This window comes from Thermithiobacillus plumbiphilus, from assembly GCF_038070005.1.
In the GTDB taxonomy this organism is placed as follows: Bacteria; Pseudomonadota; Gammaproteobacteria; order Acidithiobacillales; family Thermithiobacillaceae; genus JBBPCO01.
Genome location: NZ_JBBPCO010000001.1, coordinates 58,835 through 77,471, shown reverse-complemented (window position 1 = coordinate 77,471; position 18,637 = coordinate 58,835). Strand labels below are relative to the sequence as shown.

Annotated in this window: 16 protein-coding genes and 1 tRNA gene; 3 read left to right on the top strand and 14 right to left on the bottom strand. The window is 62.7% G+C overall.

The genetic code is table 11. The features are described 5' to 3' along the window. Positions 1-26 precede the first annotated feature (26 nt). The 4 genes from WOB96_RS00385 to WOB96_RS00370 all read right to left on the bottom strand — a co-directional run bounded on the left by WOB96_RS00385 (position 27) and on the right by WOB96_RS00370 (position 4,782). Complete coding sequence (locus tag WOB96_RS00385; protein WP_341369277.1) at positions 27-2,339, bottom strand: translocation/assembly module TamB domain-containing protein; 2,313 nt, start codon at positions 2,337-2,339, stop codon at positions 27-29. Beyond that, on the bottom strand, positions 2,291-3,181 hold the full coding sequence (gene cysM, locus WOB96_RS00380; RefSeq protein ID WP_341369276.1) for a cysteine synthase CysM: 891 nt from the start codon (positions 3,179-3,181) through the stop codon (positions 2,291-2,293). Before cysM ends, WOB96_RS00385 begins: the two co-directional genes overlap by 49 nt. Before the next feature lie 50 nt (positions 3,182-3,231). After that, positions 3,232-4,650 carry a M20 family metallopeptidase gene (locus WOB96_RS00375; protein ID WP_341369275.1) on the bottom strand — a complete coding sequence of 473 codons (1,419 nt, stop codon included), beginning with the start codon at positions 4,648-4,650 and terminating at the stop codon, positions 3,232-3,234. Between the two features lie 47 nt (positions 4,651-4,697). After that, positions 4,698-4,782, bottom strand: a tRNA-Ser gene (locus WOB96_RS00370). A gap of 107 nt (positions 4,783-4,889) precedes the next feature. Between WOB96_RS00370 and WOB96_RS00365 the strand changes: the two genes are divergently transcribed. Next, positions 4,890-5,648 (top strand): BPSS1780 family membrane protein, encoded by a 759-nt coding sequence (locus tag WOB96_RS00365; protein WP_341369274.1) that lies wholly within the window; start codon positions 4,890-4,892, stop codon positions 5,646-5,648. Here the strand turns inward: WOB96_RS00365 and WOB96_RS00360 are convergent. The 9 genes from WOB96_RS00360 to WOB96_RS00320 all read right to left on the bottom strand — a co-directional run bounded on the left by WOB96_RS00360 (position 5,645) and on the right by WOB96_RS00320 (position 15,378). Then, positions 5,645-7,435, bottom strand: coding sequence for a bifunctional diguanylate cyclase/phosphodiesterase (locus WOB96_RS00360; RefSeq protein ID WP_341369273.1), 1,791 nt, complete (start codon positions 7,433-7,435; stop codon positions 5,645-5,647). The two genes, WOB96_RS00365 and WOB96_RS00360, sit on opposite strands and share 4 nt — an antisense overlap. A gap of 88 nt (positions 7,436-7,523) precedes the next feature. Beyond that, positions 7,524-7,751, bottom strand: a complete 228-nt coding sequence (locus WOB96_RS00355) for a Rho-binding antiterminator (RefSeq protein WP_341369272.1) — start codon at positions 7,749-7,751, stop codon at positions 7,524-7,526. Then, a complete protein-coding gene (serS, locus tag WOB96_RS00350) occupies positions 7,748-9,016 on the bottom strand; it encodes a serine--tRNA ligase (protein WP_341369271.1) in 1,269 nt (422 codons plus the stop codon). Before serS ends, WOB96_RS00355 begins: the two co-directional genes overlap by 4 nt. Before the next feature lie 10 nt (positions 9,017-9,026). After that, the gene (locus WOB96_RS00345; protein ID WP_341369270.1) at positions 9,027-9,344 is read right to left on the bottom strand and encodes a DUF190 domain-containing protein; all 318 of its coding nucleotides are present in this window, start codon (positions 9,342-9,344) and stop codon (positions 9,027-9,029) included. 8 nt (positions 9,345-9,352) lie between these two features. Further along, complete coding sequence (gene crcB, locus WOB96_RS00340) at positions 9,353-9,727, bottom strand: fluoride efflux transporter CrcB (protein ID WP_341369269.1); 375 nt, start codon at positions 9,725-9,727, stop codon at positions 9,353-9,355. Further along, positions 9,727-11,052 carry a replication-associated recombination protein A gene (locus WOB96_RS00335; RefSeq protein ID WP_341369268.1) on the bottom strand — a complete coding sequence of 442 codons (1,326 nt, stop codon included), beginning with the start codon at positions 11,050-11,052 and terminating at the stop codon, positions 9,727-9,729. Before WOB96_RS00335 ends, crcB begins: the two co-directional genes overlap by 1 nt. A 5-nt stretch (positions 11,053-11,057) precedes the next feature. Further along, a complete protein-coding gene (locus WOB96_RS00330; RefSeq protein ID WP_341369267.1) occupies positions 11,058-12,251 on the bottom strand; it encodes an OmpP1/FadL family transporter in 1,194 nt (397 codons plus the stop codon). A 50-nt stretch (positions 12,252-12,301) separates the two neighbouring features. Further along, positions 12,302-12,979 carry an outer membrane lipoprotein periplasmic chaperone LolA gene (lolA, locus tag WOB96_RS00325; RefSeq protein WP_341369266.1) on the bottom strand — a complete coding sequence of 226 codons (678 nt, stop codon included), beginning with the start codon at positions 12,977-12,979 and terminating at the stop codon, positions 12,302-12,304. 8 nt (positions 12,980-12,987) lie between these two features. Then, positions 12,988-15,378, bottom strand: coding sequence for a DNA translocase FtsK (locus tag WOB96_RS00320; protein WP_341369265.1), 2,391 nt, complete (start codon positions 15,376-15,378; stop codon positions 12,988-12,990). Between the two features lie 183 nt (positions 15,379-15,561). Between WOB96_RS00320 and trxB the strand changes: the two genes are divergently transcribed. Both trxB and WOB96_RS00310 read left to right on the top strand, forming a co-directional pair. Continuing rightward, positions 15,562-16,506 carry a thioredoxin-disulfide reductase gene (trxB, locus tag WOB96_RS00315; protein ID WP_341369264.1) on the top strand — a complete coding sequence of 315 codons (945 nt, stop codon included), beginning with the start codon at positions 15,562-15,564 and terminating at the stop codon, positions 16,504-16,506. A gap of 2 nt (positions 16,507-16,508) precedes the next feature. After that, entirely contained in the window at positions 16,509-17,120 is a 612-nt protein-coding gene (locus WOB96_RS00310) for a Smr/MutS family protein (RefSeq protein WP_341369263.1), read from the top strand. Here WOB96_RS00310 and WOB96_RS00305 read toward each other — a convergent pair whose 3' ends face one another. Further along, on the bottom strand, positions 17,121-18,563 hold the full coding sequence (locus WOB96_RS00305) for an Nramp family divalent metal transporter (protein ID WP_341369262.1): 1,443 nt from the start codon (positions 18,561-18,563) through the stop codon (positions 17,121-17,123). It lies immediately after the preceding gene. Positions 18,564-18,637 lie beyond the last annotated feature (74 nt).

Genomic DNA, 18,637 nt, shown 5'->3' with positions numbered 1-18,637 from the left:
GAACGATTCCGACCCATGAAGCCGGATTATTGTACCTTCGCGCCGCCTCGCTGCACGGCTTCCTGCACGCGGGTGACGAAGTCCTGCCAGTCCACCTCGCGGTTGTAGCCGATGATGTCCACCCGTGGCAAGCCCTTGCCTCGTAATATATAGAAGCCCTGGCGCGCTGGCGCCACGCCATCGAGCAAGGCCCGCTCGCCCTGTAGCCGCACCTGCAGGCCAAGATCCGCATAGCCAAACTCCTTGAACAGGCGCAGAAAACTGCGCTGCAGCGCCGCAGCCGCCCCACCGCCACCCAGTCGGGTGAGGTTCTCAACGGCACGCTGACTGATGCGTTGACGAATGCCCGGTGTTGGCACATTGCGAAAGGCGGCCTGAAACGACGCCGGCTCCCAGTTTTCCAGCCGAAGGTCCTGCACCTGCCCACTCAGGGCACCAGTAATCCGCCCAAAGTCAAAGGCTTGGGTGAACTTCTCAAGGTTGAGCCTCTGGAAGTCCAGCTTGGCCGTCAGCACCGGCAAGGCGCCAAAGGGCTCACTGACATGCAGATCCCGGACCCGGATCTGCCCGTCAAAGGCCGCTACCCACAAGGCGCCGCCCAACTGCAATTCGCCGGCCTGGTAGCGCAGGTCCGGGATCTCGGCGGAGAACTGCCCACCGAACACCGGCCAGCCGAGTTTTTTGGTCAGTGCTGTCATGGATACCGGGCTCAGCACTGTGCTCAGCCGCCATTGCGGATCGCTCAGAAGGTGATTGGCCCGCAAGGTATCAATGCGGATCTGGCCATCCAGAAACGGGATCACGGCTGGGCGATCCAGCGCAAGCTGGTCATCCCGCATGGTGGCGTCCAGCGCCGTCGGTCCAAGCTGCAGACGATAGAATCCGAGTTGCCGCCAGCCCAGATGCAGGGGCCGGGGCTGACCATCCCGGCGCCAGTCCAATTGCGCGTTGAGATCCTCGGCCATGAAGCGATTCGCCTGATCGCGCAGATCCAGGCCCGCCAGCCGCAGCATCAAGGCCTGCGCGCGGCCCTGCTGGATCTCCGTTGAAAAACTCAATTTTCCGCGACTTTCCAGATTGCCAAGCAGGGTTTGACTCTTGAGGAATGGCTGGAGAATCTGCTCGTATGCCGTTGTTATATTGATATTTTCCCCGGACACATGAATGTCGCTCTGGCGCAGCGCCTGGGGCCTGAGCCTGGCCTGGAATTGCAGGCTGCCAATCGATGGCCAGTCCAGCCCGCCCTGCTCCAGCACCAGCGCTCCCCCCGGGCGCCAGGCACCCGCATAGCGCAATTGCACCGGTTCTACGCCAGCCTGGCCATACCAGGGATCAAACAGCAGTTCGCCTTTTTCCCATTGCAGCAGCATGGTTTGCCGCCAGGGCCCACCTGTTGCGCGACTGATCTGCGAACTGGCGGAAAACTGCAGATTCTCGGCGGCCTTCAGACCACTGGGATCACTGAACCGGGCGTTTTTCAGACTCGCGTCGACTTTCATGTGGAGGGCGTCGCGCGTTTGCTCGCCAGCGAAGGCAAATTGCAGGGCGCCATCAGCCGTCCAGCCCTTGGGCCAGGCCTTAATCAGTGGTTGCCAGGTCGCGAGCTTTGGCAGGATGGCCTCTCCCGCCCAGCGCCATTGGGTCGCCTGCCCCTGTGCGCGCAGATGAAGCCGATCCCCCGCGCGGGAGCTTGCAGTGGCAACCAGATTGCCTTTCTTATCAGAGAGTTGGTAGCCACCCTTGAAGTTGACCGTCAGGGGCTGCGTGGCTGGCACATTCACCAGCATGGCGGGCAACTGATCGCGCCAGGGACGCAGATCACTGATCAATCCCTGGCCCTGCACCTGAATATCAGGTCCGTTCAAAGCCAGCTTCAGATCAAGCTGATTGCCCCCCGCAAGTTTCAGGGTAATGCTGCCGCTGCCGCGTTGCTCAGCACTCGCATAATTGCCGGAGAACTGTCCCGCCAGCGGGCCCAGGCGCTCGCTCAGGGCCGTGAAGTTCCCGCCGGCACACTGATAATCCGGCCGATATTGGGCTTGCGGGCAGTTGAGCTTTACATCTCGAAGGCTGCCCAGCGGGGCCGGGAGCTTCAGTTCACGGATGGATAGTTGCAGGGACAGGGCCTTGCCGGCGGGCAACAGCCGGCCGTGAATATTACGGGCAGTCCAGCCCGGCCCATCGAGCCGTTCGAGATCCAGCGAGAGGACATTGATGGCCGCGCTCGGCGCGCTCAGCCCTGCCAGCAGGACCAGGCCACCCAGCGCGCGCCCAAAATGAAACGGCGGCTTCAGGCGGGAAAGACCCCGGTGGAGAGATAACGATCGCCGCGGTCGCAAATGATGACCACGATCAGGCCGCTGTCGAGTTCATCGGCCAGTTGCAGGGCGGCATGCACCGCCCCACCCGAGGAAATGCCGGCGAAGATACCTTCCTCGCGAGCCAGACGGCGGGTGGTGTCCTCGGCTTGCGTCTGGCTCACCGAGAGAATGCGGTCCACCTCTTCGGGGTGATAGATCTTTGGCAGGTATTCCTCGGGCCAGCGGCGAATGCCGGGAATCCTGGCGCCCTCGGCCGGATGCACGCCGATGATCTGGATATCAGGCTTCACTTCACGCAAATAGCGGGAAGTACCCATGATGGTGCCGGTGGTTCCCATGCTGGAAACGAAATGGCTGATTTCCCCGGCGGTATCGCGCCAGATTTCCGGCCCGGTGCTCTCGTAGTGGGCACGCGGATTGTCCGGGTTGGAAAACTGGTCGAGCATGATGCCCTCGCCTGCCGCCACCATCTTTCTGGCCAGATCAATGGAGCCTTCCATGCTGGCCTGGGCCGGGGTCAGGATGATCTCGGCGCCATAGGCGGTCATGACCTGACGGCGCTCGATGCTCATGTTCTCGGGCATGATCAGGGTCATCTTGAGCCCCCGGATGGCCGCGGCCATGGCCAGCGCGATCCCGGTATTGCCGCTGGTGGGTTCGATGAGACGGTCACCGGGGCGGATCTCGCCGCGCTCTTGGGCGCGCCGGATCATGCTGATGGCCGGACGGTCCTTGACCGAGCCACCGGGATTATTGCCTTCGAGCTTGGCGAGGATCTCCACCTTCGGGTTGCGCGGCAGGCGCTGCAGCCGACACATGGGGGTATTGCCAATCAGCTCTTCGATGGTTTTGCTGCTCATTCGCTTGTCCCCTATCCAGTCAGCATCCGGCCACACTGCCGAAACAATCATCAGTTATTGGGAAAATCCGTCAGAATCTCCGCCACGCAGCAGGTCAGGCGCTTGGCGGTCGGGATATGCAGGAACTCGTTGGGGCCATGGGCATTGGATGCCGGACCGAGCACGCCGGTGATCAGAAACTGCGCCGCCGGAAACATGGCGCCGAGCATGCCCATGAAGGGGATGGTCCCGCCCTCGCCCATGTAGGCCGCCGGTTTGCCGAAGTAGCCTTGCGAGGCGCGATCCATGGCCTCGGCAAGCCAGGGCGCCAGTGTCGGGGCATTCCAGCCGCTGGCGGCCTGACCCACTTCGAAATGCACCTGGGCGCCATGGGGCGGGTCAGTTTCCAGCAGGGTTTTCAGATGTGCCGCCGCCTTCTCGGCATCGACGCTGGGCGGCATGCGGCAGGCGAGCTTGAGCGTGGTATAGGGGCGCAGGACATTGCCGGCATCGCTGATGGCCGGCAGGCCCTCGGCGCCGGTCACCGCCAGCGCCGCCCGCCAGGTACGATTGAGGATCAGCGCATAGGGATCACTGTCCTGCGGCTGCACGCCCTCGACGAAGGGAAAGGCATTCGCGACCTCGTCACCAAGTATGCCGGCCGCCAGGCGCGCCTGTTGCAGCCGGTCGGCCGGGATCTCCACCTGGAAATTCGCATCGGTAACGCGACCACTCTGCACATCCTCGAAGCGATCCAGCAACTGGCGAATGATGCGAAAGCTCGATGGCACGATGCCGCCGGCATTGCCCGAATGCGCCCCCTCGCGCAGCACATCGACCCGCAGACGCCCTTCCACCAGGCCCCGCAGGGAAGTCGTGCACCAGAGCTGCTCGTAATTGCCGCAGCCGGAATCAAGGCAGATGACGAGCGCGGGACTGCCGATGCGCGCTTTCAGTTTTTCCACGTAATGCGGCAGGTCGGGGCTGCCGCTTTCCTCGGAACACTCGATGAGGATGACGCAGCGGGCATGTGAAAAGCCTGCTTCCTGCAGGGCCCGGATGGCGGTCAGCGAGGCGAACACGGCATAGCCGTCATCGGCGCCACCACGGCCATAGAGCCGCTCCTCGCGCCGCACCGGGGTCCAGGGCCCCAGCTCCGGCGCCCAGCCGCTCATTTCCGGCTGCTTGTCGAGATGACCATAGAGCAGCACGGTCTCGTTACCGCTGCCCGGCACCTCGATGTACAGCAGCGGCGTGCGGCCGGGGTCTTCCAGTACCTCGACCTGTATGCCCGGGATGGCTTGCCGCAGGCACCAGTCGCGCGCCAGCGCCACGGCCCGGTCCATGTAGCCGTGCGCCTTCCAGTCCGGATCGAAATGGGGTGACTTGTTGGGGATGCGGATGTATTCGGTGAGTTGCGGCAGGATGTCCGTTTCCCAGCAGGCATCGACGAAATCCCAAAAACGGCCTGGCTGGTTCGAGACATGCATCGGTATTCACCCCCGGGGATGAAAGCGGCGACTGGATGGAATGGATTCGGAGAGGGTGGGATTCGAACCCACGGACCCTTGCGGGTCAACGGTTTTCAAGACCGCCGCAATCGACCACTCTGCCACCTCTCCATGGCCGCCAATGATAGCCCAGGCACTCTGCCCCGGTCCACAGTCCCTATCAGATCAGGCCCAAAGCGGCTAAAATCAGTCATCGGCTCGCCAATAAGGATAAGAACATGGCTTACAGAAAGGTAGAGACAGGTCAGGGTGTCGCCTGGTTCAAGGAGAGTTGGCGGCTTTTCATGCGCGCGCCCCTGCTGGTCTTTGGTCAGATCCTGCTGATTCTGCTATTGGGCTTTGTGACCAGCATGCTCCCGCTGTTTGGTTCCCTGGCGGCGTCCATCTTCGGGCCTGTCCTGCTGGCCGGGTTCTTTTATACCCTGGCCGATCTCGACCAGGGGCGAACGCCGCTGTTCAGCCGTCTTTTCGATGGCTTTCAGGCCCCTTTCAAGCCGCTCGCCATACTGGGCCTGATCATGCTCGGTATTCAGATCCTGGCAGCGATGCTGTTGATGCTCGGCATCGGCGCCCTGATGGGATTCCGGGGCATGCCTGAAGATTTTGGCGGGTCGAACACCATGTTCGATCCAGACATGATCATGGGCTTGGGTGGCGGGGCCATATTGTTCTTTCTGCTGCTCCTGATCCCGCTGGCCATGGCCTTTTACTTTGCCGTGCCGCTGGTGGCGCTTGCCGGCAAGCCGTCGGTCGAGGCCCTCAAGGAGAGTTTTTACGCAGTGCTTGCCAACTGGCCGGCCTTTCTGGTGTTCAGCCTGGCGTATCTGGTACTGGCGGTGCTGGCCAGCATCCCCTTCGGCCTTGGCTGGCTCCTGCTCGGCCCGCTGCTGCTGGTCAGCATTTACGTGGCCTTTCGTGACATTTTCAGGCTGGACGCCACGCCGCCGCCTTTGCCCGAGCAGTCCAGACCGTTTTAAGGTGCGCGGCGATCCATGAAGTAACAGTTACCCGGCAGCTTCTTGGCCTGGCTCTTGACCATGCTGGCTGCCTGCGAAATTTCCTGGGGATGGGAAAAGCGCCCGACCGGGCAGGGCACTACGCCAATCGACAGGCTCGCAATGGGAAAGAACTGCACAATGCCGCGCCGATCCACGCTGGTGATGCCACCGACCTCCCGATCTACTGGATCGTAAAGGCTGGGTGCCATGCGGGCAAAGCGATCCAGGATCTCATCCCAGAGGGCTTCATACTTCAGTCCCGACAGGATGAGCACGAAGTCATCCCCGCCAATGTGCCCGACGAAATTGTCCAGGGTATCCTGATGCAGGGCGCTGACATCGATACCGGTCACCCGGATCAGGATGCGCGCCAGTTCGCGGAGCAGTTCATCGCCACGGGCATAACCGTACACATCGTTGAAGGGCTTAAACTGGTCGATATCACAGTATCCCACGGTGAAATCGACCTGCTGGGCCAGTTGATCGCTCAAGCGGCGCTGGATCGGGATGTTGCCGGGCAGCCCAGACAAGGGATTGGCATGACGCGCCAGATCCATCTGGGCTTCCGTGATCTTGCGCAACAGATTGCGGGTACTGCCCACGCCGGCGTAGCGCCCCTGACTGGTTATCAGGAAGTGATCGAGCGGATAACGACTGGACGACGACTCGTGCCGACGTGTCAGTTCATGGCTGATCATGTCGAGCGACTCATGCTTGTCCACGATCAGCGAATCCGAGGCGACGAAGTTTTCCAGGGTCTTGCGCCCCAGCAGCTCCCGCGCATACAGGCGCGACATGCGTTCCTGAAAATCCGCGCGGGAGATGAGCCCGAGCGGCTGCTCACCACGCAGTACCGGCAAGGCGGTGGGCAGGTTCTCGTCCCGTCCCAGGTAGTCCAGCAGTTCGCTGGCACGCATCTCGCCGGGAAAGGTCGGCACCTGCTGCAACAGCAGGGCAGCACTGCCAAAGGTCAGCTCCCGGGAGGGCTGCAGGTTGAGCGGCTCCGGCCAGGCAAAGCCCTTCAGCTTTTCCAGCACCGGTTCCCGCTCGGGGCGCGCCAGCAGAAAGCCCTGCACGTGGTCCACGCCCATGTCCATCAACACCCGCAACTGCTCAAGCGTTTCCACGCCTTCGGCAACCACCTGGGCCCCCACGGCCCGTGCCATCCCGAGAATCCCGCGCACCACCTTGCGCTTGACGGCTTCCTGTTCGATGCCCTGGCTGAAATATTTGTCGATCTTGAGAAAATCAGGCTTGAGTTCACACAGCAGCCGCATGCTGGCGTGGCCGGCCCCGAGATCATCGATGGCGATCATCAGCCCCTGCTGGCGCACGGAGTTCACGGCTGCCGCCAAGGCACTGAAATCCTCGATCGGCTGATGTTCGGTCAATTCCAGCACCACCTGACGTGGTGAGATATCCTGTTCGGACAGGCTGAAGAGCAGATCATCCAGGGCAAAGCCCTGGCGCATCAGGCAGGCGGGATTGATATTGAGAAACAGCTTGCCGGGAAACCCAAGCTCCGCAAAGCATAGCAGGGTGGTGCTGCGCGCCATCAGTTCGAGTTCAGACCCAAGTCCTTCGCGCTCGGCCGCGCCAAAGAGTTCGGCAGGGTGCTCCAGTGGATGCCCCCTCGGCCCGCGAATGAAGGCTTCCAGGCCCAGCACCTGGCGGTCGGTAATGCTGACTATGGGCTGAAAGACGCTGTGCAGCTTGCGCTGTAGCAGCAAGGCCCGAAACGGTGTGATTTCCCGCTGGGCTTCCATGCATCCCCCTTTTGTTGGATTGCCTGGATTGTCACATTAAATTGTGACTGTTTGATGACGGCCAGTAGACTTTTGGGCGGGATTTCTTTTAGAGAGCCTCTTCAAGCCTTGCCAGAAGATCCAGACGCAAGGTCACTGGCTCGTTTCCTGCTTTCAGGCGCAGATATTCCGCGCCCTGCGCCGTCCAGACATCCTCGATGACTCCCGCCAGCGAGCGCCCGTCCTGCAGATGCAGGATAACGGGCTGGCGCTTGAGAGCGGCCAGTTCAAGTTGCTCGTGAAAGGCGCAGGCAATCGGTTGGTAGGGCTCACTCACCGGAGGATCTCCAGGCCACCCAGATAGGGCTGCAGGGCTTGGGGAATGCGCACGCTGCCGTCGGCTTCCTGGAAATTCTCCAGCAAGGCCACCAGGGTACGGCCCACGGCCAGGCCCGAACCATTGAGGGTATGCACCAGTTGCGGCTTGCCGTCCGGTCCGCGAAAGCGCGCCTGCATGCGCCGCGCCTGGAAGGCCTCGAAGTTCGAGATGCTGCTGATCTCGCGGTACTTGCCCTGGCTCGGCAGCCAGACCTCGATGTCGTAGGTCTTGGCCGCGGAAAAGCCCATGTCGCCGGTGCACAGCACCACGACCCGGTAAGGCAACCCGAGTCGCTGCAACACGGTTTCGGCGTGCCCAAGCAGTTCTTCGAGCGCGGCATAGGACTGCTCGGGCTGCACCACCTGCACCAGTTCCACCTTGTCAAACTGATGCTGACGGATCATGCCGCGCACGTCCTTGCCATAGGCCCCGGCCTCGCGCCGGAAGCAGGGCGTATAGGCCACGTAGCGCAGCGGTAATTGGTCTGCCGACAGGATCTCGCCGCGCACCAGATTGGTGACCGGCACCTCGGCGGTGGGAATCAGGTAATAGGGATCATCGCGCAGGGCGAAGAGATCTTCCTCGAACTTGGGCAGTTGCCCGGTGCCACGCAGGCTGTCGGCGTTGACCATATAGGGCGGCGCGATCTCGGTGTAGCCGTGCGCGCTGCTGTGCAGATCCAGCATGAACTGCGTCAGCGCCCGCTCCAGCCGCGCTCCCAGGCCGCGCAACACGGTAAAGCGCGCGCCAGCGAGCTTGGCGCCCGCAGCGAAATCCAGAATCCCGAGCCCCTCGCCGATCTCCACGTGATCCTTGGGCGCGAAATCCAGCCGGGCAGGCTCGCCCCAGCGGCGGATCTCGACGTTATCCTCCTCGCTTTTGCCCTCGGGCACGGATTCGTGCGGCAGGTTGGGCGTTCCCATGAGAATCTGGTCCCAGTCGGCCTGCACGGCTTCGAGCGCTGCCTGCTTTTCCTTGATGGTCTCGCCCAGGCCCGCCACTTCCGCCAGGATCGGCGCCGTGTCCTCGCCACGCGCCTTAGCCTGCCCCACGGCCTTGGAGACGCTGTTGCGCCTGGCCTGCAGGGCCTCGAGATCCATCTGCAAGGACTTGCGTTGCTGGTCGAGTGCTTCAACGGCACTGGCATCCAGCCTGAAGCCCCGGCGGGCGAGCTGCTCAGTGGTCCAGGACAGATTGCTGCGTAAGGTCTGCGGGTCTAGCACGGGTTCCCCTTTAACAGTTGCAGAAGGCATCCCAGCTCACCATGTGGCCGGGCTTGATCAATGGGCGGATATCCTGCAGGGCGGCCTCGACCCGCTCGGGCGCATCGAAAAACTCCAGCACCAGCGGCAGATCGGCGCTCAGGCGCAAAAGATCACTGGCATGCGACTCGCCACTCTGGCCAAAGCCGGCGATGCCCCGGAACACGGTCACACCATGGACCTGATGGGTGCGGCGCAGGTGCTCGAACAGGTATTCCTTGAGCGTGCCCCGCGGCCCCCGGTCGGTTTCGCTGAAGTAGATACGCACGAAGCGGACTGGCTTGTCCATGCTGCCTCCTAGAACTGCCGCGCCAGGGTGGCGCCGGCCCAGGCCGCGCTCAAACCCAGCACCAGGCTCAGGCCCAAGTATAAACCAGCGCGCAGCCAGGCGCCCTCCTCCAGAAGCGTGAGGCTTTCCATGGAGAAGGTGGAAAAGGTGGTGTAGCCGCCGAGCACGCCGGTCAGGATGCCGGCGCGCAAGGCGGGATCGATGCTGACGCGATCGAGCGTGAGCACGAAGAGAAATCCCATCAGAAAGGAACCCGAGACATTGATGAACAGGGTGGCGTAAGGGAAGAAACGCCCCAGCCAGCCCTGTAACAACATTGTCGTGCCATAGCGCAGCACGCTGCCCAGGGCGCCGCCGGCAGCGACCGCCAGCACTGCGGGCATCACTTTGGTTCACCCTCACGAATGCGCCGCGCCCAGATCATGCGCTCGCCGATGCGCTGCTCGTAGCCGCGTTCGACCGGCTGGTAATAATGCCTTGCTCCCAGCTCCGGCGGAAAATAGTCCTGGCCCGGCGCCACAGCATGAGGATGATCGTGATCGTAGCGGTATTCCTTGCCATAGCCAAGCTCGCGCATGAGCTTGGTCGGGGCATTACGCAGATGCACCGGCACCTCCAGACTGCCGTGCTGCCCGGCGTCGGCCCGCGCCGCCTTCCAGGCGGTATATACGGCATTGCTTTTCGGCGCGGTGGCCAGATAGACCGCCGCCTGGGCCAGGGCCAGCTCGCCCTCCGGCGAGCCGAGATAGTCAAAGACATCCTTGGCGGCGAGCGCGATTTCCAGGGCGCGGGGATCGGCATTGCCGATGTCTTCGGAGGCCATGCGCACCAGCCGTCTGCCAAGGTACAGCGGGTCGACCCCGCCATCGAGCATGCGCGCCAGCCAGTAGAGCGCGGCATCCGGGTCGGAGCCACGGACCGACTTGTGCAGGGCCGAGATCTGGTCGTAAAAGGCCTCGCCGCCCTTGTCGAAACGCCGCAGGGAACTGCCGAGGGCGGCCTGCAGCGCGGTTTCATCGACCCTTGCGGTGCCCTGTGGATCGGTACTGGCCATCTGCACGATGATGTCGAGCAGGTTCAACAGCCGGCGGGCGTCGCCGTCCGCCGCCTGCACCAGCAAATCGCGCAGGGGCTCGGGAAATTCGATCTTCTGGTCGCCCAGGCCCCGCTCGGGATCCGCCAGGGCACGGTCCAGCAGGGCGCGCAGGTCCTCCGGACCCAGGGATTTGAGGACATAGACCCGCGCCCGCGACAGCAGTGCATTATTGAGTTCGAAACTGGGATTCTCGGTGGTCGCGCCCACGAAGGTGACGGTGCCGTCCTCGACATAGGGCAGAAAGGCATCCTGCTGGCCCTTGTTGAAGCGATGCACCTCATCGACAAAAAGCAGGGTACGCCCGCCCTGGGCGCGTCGGACCCGCGCCTCCTCCATCGCCGAGCGCACCTCCTTCACGCCCGCGAAAACGGCCGAAAGCGCCACGAAATGCATGTCACTCTGGGCGGCCAGGAGACCGGCGAGTGTGGTCTTGCCGGTACCCGGCGGCCCCCAGAGGATCATGGAATGCAGCCGGCCAGCCGCCATTGCCCGCCGCAGCGGGCCCTGAGGGCCTACCAGATGCGCCTGGCCGACGTACTCATCCAGCGTGCGTGGCCGCATGCGCGCGGCCAGTGGCTGGTCTTGTGCTGTGGTCTCGAAAAGATCCGCCATATCCCCTAGAAACGGCGCGACAGGCTTACGCCATAGAGCAGGGCACTGTTCTTGTAGGTGCCATTGAAGACTGAAGTGCCGTTGAGATCCGTGCTGGTCGGCGGCGGATTCTCGATGCTGCGTTCCTGCCCAAGCACGTAATTCAAGCCAAGGTTCAGGTCCCAGGCCCCGGAATTCAGCCCGGCCCCCAGTGCCACCATGTGCCGACCGGCATCCGGAATACGTGGACTGAAGTATTCATCCGGCTGAGCGCTAGGATCATAGCTGTAACCCGCGCGCATGATCAGGGCGTCATTCAGGCGATAGGACGTACCCAGACGGTAGGCCAGGGAATCCTTCCAGTTGCTGGTTTCCGAGGCCAGAGTCCCGCCATCCCCCTCGATACGCAGTTGGTCGAAGCTCGACCAGCGCGTCCAGTCCAGATCGAATTCTGCTGACCACTGCGGGCTGATCCGGTACATGACGCCTGCCTGAACCACGTCAGGAAAGGTGATTTGGGTGCTGGCGGCCTGGGCAGTGCCGCCCGAGAGCGTGAAGTCGCCATCGAGGTCGGTCTTCACGCGCGAGCGGTATTGCAGCCCAACATTCATGCGTTCGGTGGTGTACAGGAGGGCCAGCGTGCCACCAAAACCACTGCCCGAACCATCGACATCGGCGCCAACGGTGTTCAGCTTGGCCGAAAGGACATTATAATAGTTCAAGCCCAGGGACAGGCTGAGATTGGGCCGGACCAGGTAGGCGACCGCCGGGTTGACGTTCACCATCCTGATTTCGCTCAAGGTCGGCGCGCCATTGCCTGCTTCAGGAAAGGCGCCCTGGGGCCACTCGGTGGACAGGCCAAAGGGCGCATTAATACCAAGGCCAATCGCCAGAGGGCGGTCCTGCAGGCGGTAAGTGGCATACAAGGCCGGCACATAATCGATAGACTGCACACTGTCGTAGCTTCCGGCGGGATTCGTGACACTGATGCTCGGTGAGACGGCCATCGCCTCGGCACTGGCACGCAGGCCCGGATGAAAGGCCATGCCAGCATTGTTGTAGCCAAAGTTGCCTACGGCTTCGTCATCAGCAACCACGGCATTGGCCTGACCCAGGCCGGCAACCGACATCTCGGGGATGCGGAAACCGGAAGCGGCCGCGGGGCCGGCAAGTACGGCAAGACTGCTGGCAAACAGCAGGGGGATGGACGGGTGGCGCATCTGCTCTCCTCATCGAAGCTGGGCACAGCGCCCACCGCTGTCCCGCTTCCTTATTGTCTCAGTACGTCCACGCCTTTGGGCGTGACAAAGGCGAACTGGCTGGTGCTGACCGGCTTGTTGACCTGGCCATTGTAAAAATTCAGGCGCGTGGTCTGGCCGAAATCGTCACGCAGTTCCAGGCTGTGCAGAAGCATAGCATCATTCGCAAGACCCATCACGATGCGCCGAAATCCATGCTCAGCCTGTCTCGGCAGCAGTTCCACCCAGTAAAGCCCGTTTCGCTGACCAAGATCGCGGATGCGAAAGTCGCTGGGCAGGGCATTCTTTCCAGCAATCAAGGCCGCCGGGGTGTTGCCCAGGGACGCAGCCAGTGGGCGAATGGTAACCTGTGCGAGGTCCTTGTCATAGACCCAGAGCTGCTCGCCATCCGCGACAATCTCCTGGGGCTCGGGGCTGGCATAGACCCAGCGGAACTTGCCGGGCCTCGCAATGGCCACCTGCCCTTCGGCACGCTGGATGATCCGCCCTTTTTCGTTTGCCACTTCCTGGCGGAAGTCGGCCTGCAGCGTTTTCACCTGCGTGAAAAACCGTTTCATCAGCACTTCGCCCTGCTGGCTGGCCTGCACCGCCTTGCCGGGCTGCGAAGGCGTCTGCGCGCTGACGGGAACAGAAAAACCGATGGCACTGCCCATCAGGACCGCGGAAAACAGCGACTGCAGACGATTCATACGATACCTCAATCAATTGGGGGTGGCGGCGCATAGACCTCGCGACTGCCATTGCTCTGCAAGGGGCCGACGATGCCGGCACGCTCCATTTCCTCGACCATGCGTGCCGCGCGGTTGTAACCGACGCGCAGCTTGCGCTGCACCATCGAGGTGCTGGCCTTGCCGGACTGGGTGACGATGGCGACGGCGGAATCATACAGCGGATCCTGCTCGCCGCCCTCATCGCCATCCTCGCTCGAGCCCTCGTCGTCCGACGACTTGAGAATGCTCTCGATGTATTCCGGCTGACCCTGGCTGCGCAAAAAGCCCACCACCCGGTGGATTTCCTCATCACTCACAAAGGCGCCGTGCACGCGCACGGGATGCCCGGTGCCAGGCGGCAGGTAGAGCATGTCGCCATGCCCCAGCAACTGTTCCGCGCCGCCCTGATCCAATATCGTGCGGGAGTCGATTTTGGATGACACCTGGAAGGCAACACGGGTCGGCACGTTGGCCTTGATCAGGCCCGTGATCACGTCCACCGAGGGCCGCTGGGTGGCCATGATCAGGTGAATGCCGGCGGCGCGGGCCTTCTGCGCCAGGCGGGTGATGAGGTCCTCCACCTGTTTGCCGACCACCATCATCAAGTCAGCCAGTTCATCGATCAGCACCACGATGACAGGCAGCGGTTCCAGTGGTGGGGCGGACTCGACGCCGATGGCAGTGGTTGAATCATACAGCGGCTCGCCGGCGGCAATGGCCTCATTGACCTTCCTGTTGAAGCCGGCCAGGTTGCGCACTCCGACACTGGCCATCAGCTTGTAGCGCCGCTCCATTTCCGCCACCGACCAGCGCAGGGCATTGGCGGCTTCCTTCATGTCGGTCACCACGGGTGCGAGCAGATGCGGGATGCCCTCATACACCGAGAGTTCCAGCATCTTCGGGTCCACCATGATCATGCGCACCTGATCGGCACGAGCCTTGTAGAGGATGCTCAGGATCATGGCGTTGACCGCCACCGACTTGCCCGAACCCGTGGTACCGGCCACCAGCAGATGCGGCATGCGTGCCAGATCCGCCGCCACCGGGATGCCGTTGATGTCCTTGCCAAGGGCGAGCGTGACCATGCTTTCCGAGCGATCGAAGGCGGCGCTGTCGAAGACCTCGCGCAGGCGCACGATGCTGCGCTTGGCATTCGGGATCTCGATGCCCATGACGGACTTGCCGGGAATGGTCTCGACCACGCGCACGCTGATTGCCGACAGGGAACGCGCCAGATCCTTGGACAGATTCGAGACCTGGCTGACCTTGACGCCCGGGCCGGGCTCGATTTCAAAGCGGGTAATGACCGGTCCCGGATGCACGGCGACCACGCGCACGGAAACACCGAAATCCGCCAGCTTTTCTTCAAGGAAACGAGAGCGCTGCGCCAGCACGGCGTCTGACTCCATCTCGCCTGGCCCCTCGGCCTCATCGAGCATGGCCAGCGAGGGCAGACCCAGTTCGGAGAAGGTCTCCTGCCTTGGAGCCGCATGGGACCTGGGCGGCGGAGCCGGTCTTACGGTGGGTGGCGCGGCAACGGCAGCCGGGATGATCTCCGCCTCCAGATGCTCCTCGAAGGGCGCGGATGCCAGCATGGCGGGCTCTGGCCTGGGCGCACGCGGCGCGGCGGCGGTCTTTACGAAAGGTTCCTCGGCTTTTTCACGCGAGGGCAGCTTCAGGCCGGAAAACAGGCCCCGCAAACGACCAAGCGGGGGGACAGCCTTGAAGCGCGCCAAGGGACTGGGGGAGGTATCACGCGGCACACGCGGGCGGGCGGCCAGAGTTTGACGCGCATGCTCAAGCAGTTGTGGCAGGGATCGATTCAGTGCCAGGGAAATCCCAGCGATCAGCAGGGCGAGAAAGAATACGCTGGCACCGATCTGATGCAGATAACGCGCTGATACATCTCCCAGCAGGCTACCCCAGAGCCCGCCGGCACCGGTGGCGGGCAACATCCACCAGTCCACCGGCCAGAAATAATGCAGCAGCGCGCCGCCTGCGGATGCGATGAAAACGAATCCCAGCATGCGTCTTGCGAAGTGGGCCTCATAGCCCGCATTGGTGCCTTCCCGATAGAACATGATCGCGCCCAGTGCGACCCCCAGCGGCAGCATGTAGGCAAACAGGCCAAACAGCTGCATGCCGATGTCGGCAAAGTGGGCACCCACCACGCCGCCCAGGTTCTGTACCGTACCCGGACCGCTATGCGACCAGGAGGGATCATCGTGGTGATAGCTCAGCAAGGCCAGCGACATGTACACAGACAGGGCCGCCAGCAGAAAGACCAGCGGTTCGCGGGCGAAGCCTTTCCGGCCCGAAGACCTTGCCGCTGCCCCTGAAGCCGGGCGGGAATTTGAAGCAACTACAGATTTTTTCATTGGAGAGCCAGGGTCATCTTTTTCATTGACTTGGGGCGAGTCATACCGGCCGCCCTGCGGCAGCAAAGGGACAAACTACGCCAGGGATGCTGGATGGGTCAACGGCAGATTGCCGCCTGTCGATCCTGTATGGAATCGTAGTATAGTACCCGTAAAGAGATAGCATAATTACTGGAGAGGCCAATGAGTGAAAAACATTCCCGCCTGTTGATCCTTGGCAGTGGTCCTGCGGGCTATACCGCCGCAATCTATGCCGCCCGCGCCAATCTCAATCCGGTGCTGATCCAGGGCATCCAGCCCGGTGGACAACTCATGACCACCACCGATGTCGACAACTGGCCCGGCGAGCCCGAAGGCATCCAGGGACCGGACTTCATGGAAAAGCTGGAGCGCCAGGCCCGGCGTTTCGATACCGAGATCGTCTTCGACCACATCAGCCAGGCCGATCTGCAGCAGCGCCCTTTCCGCCTGACCGGCGACAACGGTGTCTACACCTGCGACGCCCTGATCATTGCCACCGGCGCCTCGGCCAAGTGGCTGGGCATCCCGAGTGAGGAAAAGTTTGCCGGCAAGGGCGTTTCGGCCTGCGCCACCTGTGATGGCTTCTTTTACCGCAACCAGGAAGTCGCGGTCATCGGCGGCGGCAACACCGCCGTGGAAGAAGCCCTGTATCTCTCCAATATCGCCAAAAAAGTCACGGTGGTGCATCGGCGCGACAGCTTCCGCAGCGAGAAAATCCTGCAGCAGAAGCTGTTTGAAAAGGAAAACATCGAGGTGCTCTGGAATCACGCCATCGACGAGATCCTCGGCGATCAGTCGGGCGTCACCGGCCTGCGGGTCAAGCACACGGAAAGCGGCGAAACCCGCGAAATCGCGCTACAGGGCGTGTTCATCGCCATTGGCCACAAGCCCAATACCGATCTCTTTCAGGGCCAGCTCGACATGGATGCGCGTGGTTACCTCAAGACCCGGGGCGGCAATGAAGGCTTTGCCACTGCCACCAACATCCCCGGCGTTTTCGCCGCAGGTGACGTGCAGGATCATATCTATCGCCAGGCAGTGACCTCCGCCGGTAGTGGCTGCATGGCGGCACTGGATGCCGACCGCTACCTCGAAACCCTGGACTAGACATGAATCGGCGGGTATCCGGCGACAAGCCCAATACCCGCCACCCTGGAAAGGACCGGCGCCAGGCTAGACGGGCCGAGTCGCTGCGGCCCGACGAGCGGGCCGAGTTTCGCGAGGCCATGAAGGATGTGCGTCCGCTCGAGGTCCCTGAAACGGCGCCGGTACAAAAGGAACTCCCCGCCCCCATTCCCCGCCAGAGCATGCAGGACGAACAGGACGTGCTGTTCAGCCTGCTGACCCACGCCTATGATTTCGATGAACTGGAAACCGGCGAGGAACTGCTCTATCTGCGTCCGGGCCTGCAGCAGTCGCTGTTGCGCAAGCTGCGGCGCGGGCACTTCGCCCTGCAGGCAAGCCTGGATCTGCATGGTTTGACCGTGCCCGAGGCCAAGGAGGCCATCGGCATTTTTCTCGCCCAGGCCCTGCAGCGCGACCTGCGTTGCGTGCGCATCATTCACGGCAAGGGCCTGAGCTCTCCCAACCGGGAACCCGTGCTCAAGGGCAAGGTTCGCGGCTGGCTCATGCAGCGCGAGGAGATCCTCGCCTTCGCCCAGGCCAGGCCCATGGAGGGCGGCGGCGGAGCGGTGGTGGTGCTGCTCGGGCGTCCGAAATGATCAGCTGCCTTTCAGGCGCAGACGCGCCTGCACCATCTGACCCAATGGCATGAAACTGATCCAACCCAGGAGCAGGACGGCCATGCTCGCCGGTGCCAGCATTGCCCACCAGATCCAGTCCGCGCCAAGCCTCAGCGTCCATTCTCCTGCCGTGCGCAGCACCAACCAGAGGTTCAGCCCGGTCACGACGAGTGCCACCGCCCAGGCTGCGCTCTTGAGCCATGGGCCACTGACGAACTGTCCCATGCGCTGCGGATCGCTGGTGAAACGGATCAGCGGCACGATGGCGAAAGGCAACTGCAGGCTGAGGATCACCTGACTGAGGATCAGCAGTTGCAGGCTGGCCTGCTCGCCAAAGGTCCAGATGACAGCAACCGCCGGCAGGATCGCAAGTCCCCGGGTCATCAGCCGGCGCAGTACCGGTGACAGACGCACCCGCAGCATGCCCTCCATCACGATCTGGCCGGCCAGGGTGCCGGTAATGGTCGAACTCTGCCCCGCGCACAGCAGGGCCAGACCAAAGGCAATGGAAGCAAGCGTCGTACCCAGCAAGGGCGCCAGCAGTTGCTGGGCCTGAGCGATTTCCGTGACCTCGATTCCCCGGGTGAAAAACACCGCGGCGGCGACGATCAGGATGGATGCGTTCACCAGCAGGGCCAGGTTGAGCGAGATCGTGGTATCCAGCAGATTGTAGCGGATCGCCTGACGCTTGGCCTGCGGTGTGTCACCCAGCCGGCGTGTCTGCACCAGGGAAGAATGCAGGTAGAGATTGTGCGGCATCACGGTGGCACCGAGAATGGCAATGGCGACGTAGAGGCTGGAAGCGTCGATGCGCGGGATCAGGCCGGTCGCCACATTGCCCCAGTCCGGGCGGATCAGAAACAGCTCGATCAGAAAGCAGGCCCAGATGGTCGCCACGAGTGTCAGGATGAAGGCCTCGAGCCGGCGGATGCCATATCGTTGCAAAGCCAGGAAAAGCAGGACATCCAGGCCGGTGATCAGTACCCCCCAGAGCAGCGGAATCTTGAACAGCAGGTTCAGCGCAATCGCCGTGCCCAGCACCTCCGCCAGATCCATGGCAATGATGGCGATTTCCGCCAGCGCCCAGAGCCCGAGCGCCACCGGCCTCGGAAAGCCCTCGCGACAGGCCTGGGCCAGATCCTGTCCGGTCACGATGCCCAGGCGCGCCGACAGGCTCTGCAGCAGGATGGCCATCCAGTTCGCCATCACCAACACCCAGAGCAGCTGATAGCCGAATTTCGCGCCACCTTCCAGATCGGTGGCCCAGTTGCCGGGATCCATGTATCCGATCGAGATCAACAAGGCCGGCCCACTGTAGGCCATGAAGCGCCGCCAGCGCGAGGGCTGGAGATGCACATCCACGCTGCGATGCACCTGATCCAGGGACAGGGGCGTCTGTACCGTCGAGCCACTCAGTGCCATGCTTCACCTGTCATGGGTGTGTTGCCGAAAAAAGGCCGGAACCCATGTGGATTCCGGCAGCTCGGTCGCGCTGA

Coding starts and splice junctions, on each gene's coding strand:
- cysM (WP_341369276.1), bottom strand. CDS start 3,181: ATGAGCAGCAAAACCATCGAAGAGCTGATTGGCAATACCCCCATGTGT.
- WOB96_RS00375 (WP_341369275.1), bottom strand. CDS start 4,650: ATGCATGTCTCGAACCAGCCAGGCCGTTTTTGGGATTTCGTCGATGCC.
- WOB96_RS00365 (WP_341369274.1), top strand. CDS start 4,890: ATGGCTTACAGAAAGGTAGAGACAGGTCAGGGTGTCGCCTGGTTCAAG.
- WOB96_RS00360 (WP_341369273.1), bottom strand. CDS start 7,435: ATGGAAGCCCAGCGGGAAATCACACCGTTTCGGGCCTTGCTGCTACAG.
- WOB96_RS00345 (WP_341369270.1), bottom strand. CDS start 9,344: ATGGACAAGCCAGTCCGCTTCGTGCGTATCTACTTCAGCGAAACCGAC.
- crcB (WP_341369269.1), bottom strand. CDS start 9,727: ATGCCCGCAGTGCTGGCGGTCGCTGCCGGCGGCGCCCTGGGCAGCGTG.
- WOB96_RS00335 (WP_341369268.1), bottom strand. CDS start 11,052: ATGGCGGATCTTTTCGAGACCACAGCACAAGACCAGCCACTGGCCGCG.
- WOB96_RS00330 (WP_341369267.1), bottom strand. CDS start 12,251: ATGCGCCACCCGTCCATCCCCCTGCTGTTTGCCAGCAGTCTTGCCGTA.
- lolA (WP_341369266.1), bottom strand. CDS start 12,979: ATGAATCGTCTGCAGTCGCTGTTTTCCGCGGTCCTGATGGGCAGTGCC.
- WOB96_RS00320 (WP_341369265.1), bottom strand. CDS start 15,378: ATGAAAAAATCTGTAGTTGCTTCAAATTCCCGCCCGGCTTCAGGGGCA.
- trxB (WP_341369264.1), top strand. CDS start 15,562: ATGAGTGAAAAACATTCCCGCCTGTTGATCCTTGGCAGTGGTCCTGCG.
- WOB96_RS00310 (WP_341369263.1), top strand. CDS start 16,509: ATGAATCGGCGGGTATCCGGCGACAAGCCCAATACCCGCCACCCTGGA.
- WOB96_RS00305 (WP_341369262.1), bottom strand. CDS start 18,563: ATGGCACTGAGTGGCTCGACGGTACAGACGCCCCTGTCCCTGGATCAG.